At 70.4% G+C, this 12,174-nt stretch carries 8 protein-coding genes; 5 read left to right on the top strand and 3 right to left on the bottom strand.

Annotated elements, in window-relative coordinates; translation table 11 throughout:
- Window positions 1–115: 115 nt before the first annotated feature.
- The 5 genes from Sri02f_RS12440 (at window position 116) to Sri02f_RS12420 (ending at window position 7,644) form a co-directional block, all read left to right on the top strand.
- Window positions 116–1,213, top strand: coding sequence for a sugar ABC transporter substrate-binding protein (locus tag Sri02f_RS12440; protein WP_373865093.1), 1,098 nt, complete (start codon window positions 116–118; stop codon window positions 1,211–1,213).
- Window positions 1,214–1,500: 287 nt separating this feature from the next.
- Window positions 1,501–2,292, top strand: a complete 792-nt coding sequence (locus tag Sri02f_RS12435; protein WP_109001197.1) for an ATP-binding cassette domain-containing protein — start codon at window positions 1,501–1,503, stop codon at window positions 2,290–2,292.
- Window positions 2,289–3,680 (top strand): sugar ABC transporter permease, encoded by a 1,392-nt coding sequence (locus Sri02f_RS12430; RefSeq protein WP_174855639.1) that lies wholly within the window; start codon window positions 2,289–2,291, stop codon window positions 3,678–3,680. Before Sri02f_RS12435 ends, Sri02f_RS12430 begins: the two co-directional genes overlap by 4 nt.
- 351 nt (window positions 3,681–4,031) lie before the next feature.
- Entirely contained in the window at window positions 4,032–5,957 is a 1,926-nt protein-coding gene (gene dxs, locus Sri02f_RS12425) for a 1-deoxy-D-xylulose-5-phosphate synthase (RefSeq protein ID WP_109001196.1), read from the top strand.
- Window positions 5,958–6,114: 157 nt separating this feature from the next.
- Window positions 6,115–7,644: an amino acid permease gene (locus tag Sri02f_RS12420; protein ID WP_109001195.1), complete on the top strand. Its 1,530-nt coding sequence runs from the start codon at window positions 6,115–6,117 to the stop codon at window positions 7,642–7,644.
- A 192-nt stretch (window positions 7,645–7,836) separates the two neighbouring features.
- On the opposite strand, the gene Sri02f_RS12415 is transcribed toward Sri02f_RS12420, so the two are convergent.
- The 3 genes from Sri02f_RS12415 to Sri02f_RS12405 all read right to left on the bottom strand — a co-directional run bounded on the left by Sri02f_RS12415 (window position 7,837) and on the right by Sri02f_RS12405 (window position 12,119).
- Entirely contained in the window at window positions 7,837–8,220 is a 384-nt protein-coding gene (locus Sri02f_RS12415) for an NTP pyrophosphohydrolase (protein WP_373865092.1), read from the bottom strand.
- 543 nt (window positions 8,221–8,763) lie between these two features.
- Complete coding sequence (locus tag Sri02f_RS12410) at window positions 8,764–10,896, bottom strand: 3-hydroxyacyl-CoA dehydrogenase NAD-binding domain-containing protein (protein ID WP_109001194.1); 2,133 nt, start codon at window positions 10,894–10,896, stop codon at window positions 8,764–8,766.
- Window positions 10,893–12,119 carry a thiolase family protein gene (locus tag Sri02f_RS12405; protein ID WP_109001193.1) on the bottom strand — a complete coding sequence of 409 codons (1,227 nt, stop codon included), beginning with the start codon at window positions 12,117–12,119 and terminating at the stop codon, window positions 10,893–10,895. The genes Sri02f_RS12410 and Sri02f_RS12405 overlap by 4 nt, the downstream gene beginning before the upstream one ends.
- Between the last annotated feature and the right edge of the window lie 55 nt (window positions 12,120–12,174).

Raw genomic sequence — 12,174 nt, 5'->3', positions numbered from 1 at the left:
TGACGCCGTTGCCATCTCGTTAAGTATTTACTTCTTGACGTCGCACGTGTGGCCGAGTTGACTTCCAGCCACCTCGGCCGCAGCGTTGCGGCCCTGTCAGGGAGGCACACCCCAAATGAACGCAACGATGCGTAGAGTCGTGATCGGCGCCACCGCCGTCTCCATGGCGCTGTCGATTGCCGCGTGCGGCAAGGCAGGCGACAAGGGCAGCGACTCCGGCAGCAGCAGCTCGGGCGACAAGTCCATCGGCCTGCTGCTCCCCGACAGCGTCACCGCGCGGTACGAGAAGTTCGACAAGCCGTACTTCGACGCCAAGGTCAAGGCGCTCTGCTCCGACTGCAAGCTGGAGTACGCGAACGCCGCGGCCGACCCGGCCAAGCAGGCCCAGCAGGTCAGCAACATGGTCACCAAGGGCGTGAAGGTCATCGTGATCTCCGCCCAGGACTCGGCCGCCATCAAGTCCTCCATCAAGTCCGCGGTGGACAAGGGCGTCAAGGTCGTCGCGTACGACCGTCTCGCCCAGGGCCCGGTCAGCGCCTACGTCTCCTTCGACAACGTCAAGGTCGGCCAGCTCCAGGGCCAGGCCCTGCTCGACGCCCTCGGCGCCAAGGCCACCCCCGCGTCGAAGATCGTCATGATCAACGGTGACGACGCCGACCCGAACGCCGCCCAGTTCAAGGAAGGCGCGCACAAGGTCCTCGACGGCAAGGTCAACATCGCCTACGAGCAGTCCGGCCTGTGGAAGGACACCGTCGCCGCGCAGAAGATGTCCGCGGCCATCACCCAGCTGGGCGCCAAGAACATCGCGGGCGTCTACGCCGCCAACGACGGCATGGCCGGCGGCATCGCCAACACCCTCAAGGGTGCGAAGATCAGCAACATCCCGCTGACGGGTCAGGACGCGGAGCTCGCGGCCATCCAGCGCATCGTCGCCGGCACCCAGTCCGCCACGGTCTACAAGGCCTACAAGCCCGAGGCCGAGACCGCCGCGCAGCTCGCCGTCAACCTGCTGGAGGGCAAGGACATCAAGTCCCTGGCCACCGCCACGCTGACCAGCGGCTCCGGCGACAAGGTGCCCTCCCAGCTGCTGACCCCGGTGTCGGTCACCAAGGCCAACATCAAGGACACGGTGATCAAGGACGGGCTGTACACCGTCGCCGACATCTGCACCCCGGAGTACGCCGCCGCCTGCAAGGCCGCCGGCCTCCAGTAGCAGTCCTGGTCCCGGGGAGCCTCCGAGCCGGCCGCGAGCCGCCCTCGGTCCGCTCCGCGGGACCGTCGACCGCCCAGCGGTCCCGCGAGACCTGTCCGACGCCCGCCCCACCTTCACACCCCGCTGCCGGGGCGGGCGTCGGACGGAACCGTTGCCAAGAGCAGCGGATTCGCGCATGTTCATCTTGTAAACCTCGTGCGTCGACGCCGCGTCACCCGCGCGTCGCGCACATCCCTCCGCGCCTGTTCTTTGCGCGCGGCATCCCCGCCGGTCAGGCGGCGAAGGAGATGGTTCACGTGTCCGCTACGCCCGTGCTGGCGTTGCGCGGAGTCTCCAAGCGATTCGGTGCGGTGCAGGCACTCACCGACGTCGAGCTGGAGGTTCACGCCGGAGAAGTGGTCGCCCTGGTGGGCGACAACGGCGCAGGAAAGTCCACCCTGGTCAAGACGATCGCGGGTGTCCATCCCATCGATGAGGGCGTCATCGAGTGGGAGGGCCGGCCCGTCAGCATCACCAAGCCGCACGACGCCCAGGGACTCGGCGTCGCGACCGTCTACCAGGACCTCGCCCTGTGCGACAACCTCGACGTGGTCGGCAACCTCTACCTCGGACGTGAGCTGCTGCACCGCGGCGTCATCGACGAGGTGACGATGGAGAAGAACGCGCGGGAACTGCTGTCCACGCTCTCCATCCGCATCCCGAGCGTGCGCATCCCGATCGCGAGCCTCTCCGGCGGTCAGCGTCAGGTCGTCGCCATCGCCCGCGCGCTGATCGGCGACCCGAAGGTCGTCATCCTCGACGAGCCCACGGCCGCCCTGGGCGTGGAGCAGACCGCGCAGGTCCTCGACCTGGTCGAGCGGCTGCGCGAGCGCGACCTCGGCGTCATCCTCATCAGCCACAACATGGCCGACGTCAAGGCGGTCGCCGACACCGTCGCCGTCCTGCGTCTGGGCAAGAACAACGGCTCCTTCCCCGTGAAGGACACCAGCCACGAAGAGATCATCGCCGCGATCACGGGTGCCACGGACAACGCCGTGACCCGTCGTGCGGGGCGTCGCACCGCGGAGGCGGCAAAGTGAGCGACACGTCGAAGCCCGTCAAGAGCGACTCCTCGGAGCCCGTGAAGGGCACGAGGACCGAGAAGGCCGCGACGACGATCGAGGCCGGCAAGGCCGAGGGCGTGGTCGACGGTCAGGAGACCGTCGCCCCCGCCGACGACCCGACGGCCGCGCCCGTCACCGTCGTCGACCCCCGGCTGCTGATCCGCGAGGAGGGCCTCAAGGGCTACCTCACCGAGTTCAAGCGCAAGGTCAAGGGCGGTGAGCTCGGCCAGATCCCGGTCGTCCTCGGCCTGATCGTCATCTGGACGATCTTCCAGCTGCAGAACGACCGCTTCCTGAGCGCCGCCAACCTCTCCAACATCAGCTACTTCCTGTCGGCCACCGGCATGCTCGCCATCGGCCTGGTGTTCGTGCTGCTGCTCGGCGAGATCGACCTGTCGGTCGGTTCCGTGAGCGGTCTGGCGTCCGCGCTGTTCGCCGTCTTCGTGACGGACCACGGCGTGAACCCATGGGTGTCGCTGGTCCTGGCGGTCCTCACCGGCATCGCCGTCGGCGCCCTGCAGGGATGGTTCTTCGCCAGGATCGGCGTACCGGCGTTCGTGGTGACCCTGGCCGGCTTCCTCGGCTGGAACGGTCTGATGCTGTGGCTGCTGGGCTCCAGCGGCACGATCAACCTGCCGTCGGACTCCGGCCCGATCCACCTGCTCGGCCAGAACTCGTTCTTCATGGACCAGGCCATCATCGGCGCCTACATCCTGGCCGGCCTCGCCGTCGCGCTCTCCGCGATCGGCAACTTCGGTGAGCAGCGCCGTCGTCGGGCCGCCGGCGTGCCGTTCCGCGCGACCAGCGAGATCCTGCTGCGCGTGGGTCTGCTCGCGCTCGCCGCGTTCGTCTCGGCCGCCGTGCTGAACAACGCCTCCGGTGTCTCCAACGCACTGGTGATCTTCCTGGCGGCGCTGGTGATCGTGGACTTCGTGCTGCGTCGCACCACGTACGGCCGCAAGGTGTTCGCGGTCGGCGGCGGCATCGAGGCCGCCCGCCGCGCCGGCATCAACGTCCCGCTGGTCCGGATCACCGTGTTCGCCATCTCCGGCGGGTTCGCCGCGGTCGGCGGCATGTTCTTCGCCGGTCAGACCGCGGGCGCGTCGCTGAGCGCCGGCGGCGGCAACACCCTGATGCTCGCCATCGCGGCGGCCGTCATCGGCGGCACCAGCCTCTTCGGCGGCCGCGGCACCGTCTGGTCGGCGCTCCTGGGCATGCTGGTCATCCAGTCCATCCAGACCGGTCTCGACCTGCTGAACATGAACACCTCGATCCAGTACATGATCACCGGTGGTGTTCTGCTCGGCGCCGTCGTCATCGACTCGGTGTCCCGCAAGAGCCAGAAGGCCGCCGGCCGCGGCTAGACCGTGTCCGCGGAGTAGGGCCTTCCCGCACGACCCCTGTGCCCGGCATCCCGGCGGATGCCGGGCACAGTCGTGTCGTGCGGACGGACACCGGGCGCGGTCGTACGGACGGACGCCGGGCAACGGACGGACGCCGGGCGCGGTCGTACGGACGGACGCCGGGCACGGTCGTGCGGGATGGGGGCACGGTCGCGGATGCCTGGCACGGTCGTGTCATGGGAAGGGCCGATCCTGGGTACGGCCGTTCGCGTGACGTATGACGCACGGCCCGGACACCGGCCGCCCGGGCGGAACATTAGACTCGACAAGCCCGGCAACAGCTCGATCAGCTTTTACTGCAAGGAGGCACGGGTGCCGCTGCTGACCCGCATCAGGGGACCGCGCGATCTGGACCGGCTCAGCCTGGAGGAGCTGGACCAGCTGGCAGGGGAGATCCGGACCTTCCTCGTCGACGCCGTCTCCAAGACCGGCGGCCACCTCGGCCCCAACCTCGGCGTGGTCGAGCTCACCATCGCCCTGCACCGGGTCTTCGAGTCGCCCAAGGACAAGGTGCTGTGGGACACCGGCCACCAGTCCTATGTGCACAAACTGCTCACGGGCCGCCAGGACTTCTCCCGGCTGAAGATGAAGGGCGGCCTCTCCGGCTACCCGTCGCAGGCGGAGTCCGAGCACGACGTCATCGAGAACAGCCACGCCTCCACGGTGCTCGGCTGGGCCGACGGCCTCGCGAAGGCCAACCAGATCCTCGACCGCGACGACCACGTGGTCGCCGTCATCGGCGACGGGGCGCTCACCGGCGGCATGGCCTGGGAGGCGCTGAACAACATCGCCGACGGCGACCGCCCGCTGGTCATCGTCGTCAACGACAACGAGCGCTCGTACGCGCCCACCATCGGCGGCCTCGCCAACCACCTGGCCACCCTGCGCACCACGGACGGCTACGAGCGCTTCCTCGCCCGCGGCAAGGACCTCCTGGAGCGCACCCCGGTCGTCGGCAAACCCCTCTACGAGACCCTGCACGGCGCCAAGAAGGGCCTGAAGGACTTCATCGCCCCCCAGGGCATGTTCGAGGACCTCGGCCTGAAGTACGTCGGTCCGATCGACGGCCACGACATCGAGGCCCTGGAGTCCGCCCTGGCCCGCGCCAAGCGCTTCGGCGGCCCGGTCATCGTGCACTGCCTCACCGAGAAGGGCCGCGGCTACCAGCCCGCCCTCCAGGACGAGGCCGACCGCTTCCACGCCGTCGGCAAGATCCACCCCGACACCGGTCTGCCGATCGCCACCTCCGGCGCCGACTGGACGTCCGTCTTCGGCGAGGAGATGGTCGCGCTCGGCAAGGAGCGCGAGGACATCGTCGCGATCACCGCCGCCATGCTGCAGCCGGTCGGCCTCGACAAGTTCGCCAAGGCCTTCCCGGACCGGGTCTACGACGTCGGCATCGCCGAGCAGCACGCCGCCGTCTCCGCCGCGGGCCTGGCGGCGGGCGGGGTGCACCCGGTGTTCGCGGTGTACGCCACCTTCCTCAACCGCGCCTTCGACCAGGTCCTGATGGACGTCGCCCTGCACAAGTGCGGTGTGACCTTCGTCCTGGACCGGGCCGGCGTCACCGGCACCGACGGCGCCTCCCACAACGGCATGTGGGACATGTCGATCCTGCAGGTCGTCCCCGGCCTGAGGCTGGCCGCCCCGCGCGACGCCGACCAGGTCCGCGCCCAGCTGCGCGAGGCCGTCGAGGTCGACGACGCCCCGACCGTCGTCCGCTTCTCCAAGGGCGCCGTGGGCCCCGCCGTGCCCGCCGTGGGACGCGTCGGCGCCATGGACGTGCTGCGCGACAGCGGCACCGACACCCCCGACGTGCTCCTGGTCTCCGTGGGCGCACTCGCCCCGATGTGCCTGGAGATCGCGACCCTCCTCGACCGCCAGGGCATCACCACCACCGTCGTCGACCCGCGCTGGGTCAAGCCCGTCGACGAGGCCATGGCCCCCCTCGCGGAGCGGCACCGGGTGGTCGTCACCGTCGAGGACAACTCGCGCGTGGGAGGCGTCGGCTCGACGATCGCCCAGGCATTGCGCGACGCCGGCGTCGACGTCCCGCTGCGCGACTTCGGCATTCCGCCGCGCTTCCTCGACCACGCCTCCCGCGCGGAGGTCATGGCCGAGATCGGGCTCACCGCCCCCGACATCGCCCGCCAGGTCACCGGCCTCGTCTCCAAGCTCGACGGCCGGTACGGCAGCGCGGCCTCCGACGTCGACTCCGTGGAGCCCGCCCGCGACTGACGCCGTCGCAGAGGCGCGCCGACGCCCGAACGGACCGGTTCCACCACTGTGAAGAGTGGTGGAACCGGTCCGTTCGCGTTAACCGGCCTGCTCCGGGGCATACGGTCTACGCCCCCTCTCGATCATGTCGAGGACGACACAGCGTGGGAGGTACCCCGTGAGCAGCACCCTCTTCCGGACCAAGAAGGTCGAGCAGTCCATCCTCGATACCGAGGAGCCAGAGCACGCGCTCAAGAAGTCCTTGTCCGCGCTCGATCTGACCGTCTTCGGCGTCGGCGTCATCATCGGCACCGGCATCTTCGTCCTCACCGGCACGGTCGCCAAGAACAACGCCGGCCCCGCCGTCGCCCTGGCCTTCGTCGTGGCCGGGGTCGTCTGCGCACTCGCCGCGCTCTGCTACGCCGAGTTCGCCTCCACCGTCCCGGTGGCCGGCTCCGCGTACACCTTCTCGTACGCCTCTCTCGGGGAACTCCCCGCCTGGATCATCGGCTGGGACCTGGTCCTGGAGTTCGCGCTCGGCACGGCGGTGGTGGCCGTCGGCTGGTCCGGGTACATCGCCTCGCTGCTGGACAACGCGGGCTGGCATCTGCCGGCGGCGCTCAGCGGCCGGGACGGCGCCCACGGCTTCGGCTTCGACATCCTCGCCGCCGCGCTCGTCCTCGTGCTGACCGCCATCCTCGTGATCGGCACGAAGCTCTCCGCGCGCGTCACCTCCATCGTGGTCGCCATCAAGGTGATCGTCGTCCTGACCGTGATCGTCGCGGGCGCGTTCCTGATCCACGGCGAGAACTACGACCCGTTCATCCCCAAGGCGCAGCCCGTCGACGCGGGCGGCGGCCTCAAGGCCCCGCTGATCCAGCTGATCTTCGGCTGGGCGCCGTCCAACTTCGGCGTCATGGGCATCTTCACCGCCGCCTCCGTCGTCTTCTTCGCCTTCATCGGCTTCGACGTCGTCGCCACCGCCGCCGAGGAGACCAGGAACCCGCAGCGCGACATGCCCCGCGGCATCATCGGCTCGCTCATCATCTGCACGTTCCTGTACGTCGCCGTGTCGATCGTCGTCACCGGCATGGAGCACTACACCAAGCTGTCCGTGAGCGCCCCGCTCGCCGACGCCTTCAAGGCCACCGGGCACGCCTGGTTCGCGGGCTTCATCAGCTTCGGCGCCGCCGTCGGCCTGACCACGGTCTGCATGATCCTGCTCCTGGGACAGACCCGTGTCTTCTTCGCCATGAGCCGCGACGGACTGCTGCCTCGCTTCTTCTCCCACGTCCACCCGCGGTTCAGGACCCCGCACCGGCCGACCATCCTGCTCGGCGTGCTCATCGCGATCCTGGCCGGCTTCACCAGCCTGAGCGAGCTCGCCGAACTGGTGAACATCGGCACCCTGTTCGCGTTCATCGTCGTCGCGATCGGCGTGATCATCCTGCGCAGGTCGCGCCCCGACCTGCCCCGGTCCTTCCGCACCCCGTGGGTGCCGGTCCTGCCGGTCGTGTCGGTGTGCGCCTCGCTGTGGCTGATGCTCAACCTGCCCGCCGAGACCTGGCTGCGGTTCGGCATCTGGATGGTCATCGGGTTCGCCGTGTACTTCCTCTACGGCCGCACCCACAGCCGCCTCGCACGCCCTCAGGAGGCCCCCGCAGGGCTCGCCGGCTCCGCCGGGTCCACCCGGGACGACACCGTCTGACGGGCCCCCACAGCCGCCTCCACGGCCGCTCTCACGGGCATCACGGGCAGCCCGGCCGGTCCGCCCGCGACCCGCAGGAGGCTCCACGGCCGGCCTCACGGCCGCTCCACGCTCGGCTCCACGGCCGGCCCCGCGCACGGTGTGCGGGGCCGGCCGTCTGCCGTGCCGGACGCCCTGTACGCCGTCCCGCCCTCAGCCCCGCACCGCGCGCGGCCCGGTGACGTCCGCGCCGAGCTCCGTGACCCGGCGGCGCAGCTCGCGGTCGGCCGTCACGACCAGCCGGGGCCGTGCTCCGGCCGCGGCGGCCAGTTCCACGATGCGGTCGTCGCCACTGCCGGACGCCGCCTCCACCCGCACGCCGGGCACGGGCTCCACCCCGCGCGCCGCGCCCTCGACCACGAGGACGATCTCCACCGGTCCGAGGCTCTCCGGCAGCCCGTCCGCGGCCAGCCGGTCGCGCAGCCGCTCGGCGGCCCCCCGCCGGTCCCGCCACCAGCCGTCGGGCACCGATCCGACGACGTTCGCGGCGTCCACGATCACGAGCAGCGCCATGTCGTTGTCGTTGTCGTCGTCCATACGGCCCAGAGTCGCACGGCCGACCCCCGCGACGTCCCCCGCGCGTGGGCGTCGCGTGGGCGTCACACGGTCCACCCCGCGGCGTGCCCGCGCGCGGATGTCGCACGGTCCGCCTCCCTCCAGGATGATCCGTGAACGGCGGCCGGCTCGTCGCCGTTGCCGCGTGTCCCGACGAGCGGGAGCCGGCCGGCGCGCGTCGGACCGAGCCGAGAGCCGGGAGCCGAGAGCCGGGAGCGGGGAGTCGGGGCCCGCTGCCCGCCGACGACGTCGGGGCGCTCGCGAGGGACCACCGTCCGCGACCGCTGCTCGCCGTACAGGGGAGGCGGCGGGGGCGGGGACGACGGCGAGCGGGTCAGTCACGGCGGAGCGGCAGCACGGCGGACGCGGCGGGTGGTTGGGCGTGCGGCCGTGCGTGCGTGCGGCCGCCCGCGAGGACCGTGCGGGCGGGCGCGGCGACTGTGGTCCGCCGCGCCACGCGAAGAGGGCCCCCGCCCGTGAGCGGAGGCCCTCTTCAGGTGCACGACGTGCACACGGTTACTACCGTTACGCCGGCACCGACGCCACGCCCGGCGCCAGGAACTGCTTGCCGTTGACGCGCTCGGAGACGCCCTCGCGGTCCAGGTACGGCGTGATGCCGCCCAGGTGGAAGGGCCAGCCCGCGCCCGTGATCAGGCAGAGGTCGATGTCCTGCGCCTCGGCGACGACGCCCTCGTCGAGCATGAGCCCGATCTCCTGCGCCACCGCGTCCAGGACGCGCGCCCGCACCTGCTCCTCGGTCAGGACGGTGTCGCCCTGCTGCAGCAGCGCGGAGACCTCCGGGTCGAGCTCGGGCTTGCCGCTGTCGTAGACGTAGAAACCGCGCTTGCCCGCCTTGACGACGGCCGCGAGGTTCGGGGAGACCGTGAATCGGTCCGGGAACGCGCGGTTCAGCGTTTCCGAGACGTGCAGACCGATGGCCGGGCCGACCAGCTCCAGCAGCACCAGCGGCGACATCGGCAGGCCGAGCGGTTCCACCGCCTTCTCCGCCACCGCGACCGGGGTGCCCTCGTCGATGACGTTCTGCACCTCGCCCATGAAACGGGTCAGAATGCGGTTCACGACGAACGCCGGGGCGTCCTTCACCAGAACCGCCGTCTTCTTCAGCTTCTTGGCGACGGCGAAGGCGGTGGCCAGCGAGGCGTCGTCGGTCTGCTCGCCGCGCACGATCTCCAGCAGCGGCAGGATCGCGACCGGGTTGAAGAAGTGGAAGCCCACGACCCGCTCGGGGTGCTTCAGCTTCGACGCCATCTCGGAGACCGACAGCGAGGAGGTGTTGGTGGCGAAGATCGCGTGCGCCGGGGCGACCGCCTCGACCTCCGCGAACACCTGCTGCTTGACGCCGATCTCCTCGAACACGGCCTCGATGACGAAGTCCGCGTCGGAGAAGCCCTCGGCCTTGTCCAGGACGCCGGAGACCAGCGCCTTGAGGCGGTTGGCCTTGTCCTGGTTGATCCGGCCCTTGCCGAGCAGCTTGTCGATCTCGGCGTGGACGTAGCCCACGCCCTTGTCGACGCGCTCCTGGTCGATGTCGGTCAGCACGACCGGCACCTCAAGACGGCGCAGGAACAGCAGCGCGAGCTGCGAGGCCATCAGGCCCGCGCCCACCACGCCGACCTTGGTGACCGGACGGGCCAGGGACTTGTCCGGGGCGCCGGCCGGGCGCTTGGCGCGCTTCTGCACCAGGTTGAACGCGTAGATGCCGGCGCGCAGTTCACCGCCCATGATCAGGTCGGCGAGCGCCACGTCCTCGGCGTCGTAGCCCTGCTGGAGGTCGCCGTTCTTGGCGGCGGCGATGATGTCGAGGGCGCGGTAGGCGGCCGGGGCCGCGCCGTGCACCTTGCTGTCCGCGATGAACCGGCCGCGCGCGACGGCCTGGTCCCAGGCCTCGCCGCGGTCGATCACCGGACGGTCGACGACGATCTCGCCCTTGAGGACGGACGCCGTCCACAGCAGCGACTGCTCCAGGAAGTCCGCGCCCTCGAACAGGGCGTCGGCGATGCCCAGCTCGTAGACCTGCACGCCCTTGAGCTGCTTGTTCTGGTTGAGCGAGTTCTCGATGATGACGGAGACGGCCTTGTCCGCGCCGATCAGGTTCGGCAGCAGGGTGCAGCCGCCCCAGCCGGGGACCAGGCCGAGGAAGACCTCGGGCAGCGAGAACGCGGGCAGCGCCGCGGACACCGTGCGGTACCGGCAGTGCAGACCGACCTCGACGCCGCCGCCCATCGCCGCGCCGTTGTAGTAGGCGAAGGTGGGGACCGCGAGGCCCGCGAGGCGCTTGAAGACCTCGTGACCGCCCTTGCCGATGGCCAGGGCGTCCTGGTGCTCCTTCAGGAGCTCGACGCCCTTGAGGTCCGCGCCCACGGCGAAGATGAACGGCTTGCCGGTGACGCCGACTCCGACGATCTCGCCGGCCGCGGCCTCCTTCTCGACCTGGTCGATCGCGAGGTCGAGGTTGGCGAGGGACTGCGGGCCGAAGGTGGTCGGCTTGGTGTGGTCGAGACCGTTGTCCAGCGTGATCAGGGCGAAGCGCCCCGCGCCGAACGGCAGGTCCAGGTGGCGTACGTGCGCCTGGGTGACGACCTCGTCCGGGAACAGCTCGGCCGCGCCCTTCAGAAGCTCAGCGGTGGTGGTGCTCACTTGTCGCCTCCGGCGGACTCGAAGTGGGGGTTCTCCCAGACGACCGTCGCGCCCATGCCGAAGCCGACGCACATGGTGGTCAGGCCGTAGCGCACGTTCGGCTGCTCCTCGAACTGGCGCGCCAGCTGCGTCATCAGACGGACGCCGGAGGAGGCGAGCGGGTGGCCGAAGGCGATCGCGCCGCCGTACTGGTTGACGCGCTCGTCGTCGTCGGCGATGCCGTAGTGGTCGAGGAAGGCCAGGACCTGGACGGCGAAGGCCTCGTTGATCTCGAACAGACCGATGTCGGAGATGGACAGACCCGCCTGGGCGAGGGCCTTCTCCGTGGCCGGGATCGGGCCGTAGCCCATGACCTCCGGCTCGACGCCCGCGAAGGAGTACGCCACCAGGCGCATCTTGACCGGCAGGTCGTTCTCGCGCGCGAAGTCCTCGGAAGCGATCAGGGAAGCGGTTGCACCGTCGTTCAGACCGGCCGCGTTGCCGGCGGTGACCCGCCCGTGGACGCGGAACGGGGTCTTGAGGCCGGAGAGGTTTTCCAGCGTCGTTCCCGGGCGCATCGGCTCGTCGGCGGTGACCAGGCCCCAGCCCGTCTCACCGGCCTCCGGGTTGGTGCGGCGCACCGAGATCGGCACCAGGTCGGCCTGGATCTTGCCGTTGGCGTACGCCTTGGCGGCCTTCTCCTGGGAGCGCACCGCGTATTCGTCGGCGCGCTGCTTGGTGATCTGCGGGTAGCGGTCGTGCAGGTTCTCCGCCGTCATGCCCATGAACAGGGCGGACTCGTCGACCAGCTTCTCGCTGACGAACCGCGGGTTCGGGTCCACGCCCTCGCCCATCGGGTGGCGGCCCATGTGCTCGACGCCGCCGGCGATGGCGACGTCGTACGCGCCGAAGGCGACGGAGCCGGCGACCGCGGTGACGGCCGTCAGGGCGCCCGCGCACATGCGGTCGATGGAGTAGCCGGGCACGGAGGTCGGCAGACCGGCCAGGATGCCGGCGGTGCGGCCGAGGGTCAGGCCCTGGTCGCCGATCTGCGTGGTCGCGGCGATGGCGACCTCGTCGATCTTCTTCGGGTCGAGGCCGGGGTTGCGGCGCAGCAGCTCCCGGATCGCCTTCACGACGAGGTCGTCGGCCCGGGTCTCGTGGTAGATGCCCTTCGGGCCCGCCTTGCCGAACGGGGTACGGACGCCGTCTACGAAGACGACGTCCCTGACGGTACGAGGCACGATGGCTCTCCTCCAGGGTGCGGGGTGGCACTGCTGCGGCACGCAAGCGCTGAGC

Source organism: Streptomyces rishiriensis (genome assembly GCF_003112535.1).
Lineage (GTDB): Bacteria > Actinomycetota > Actinomycetes > Streptomycetales > Streptomycetaceae > Streptomyces > Streptomyces rishiriensis.
Note: the sequence above shows the minus strand (reverse complement) of the source record. Positions and strands in the feature narration are given on the sequence as shown.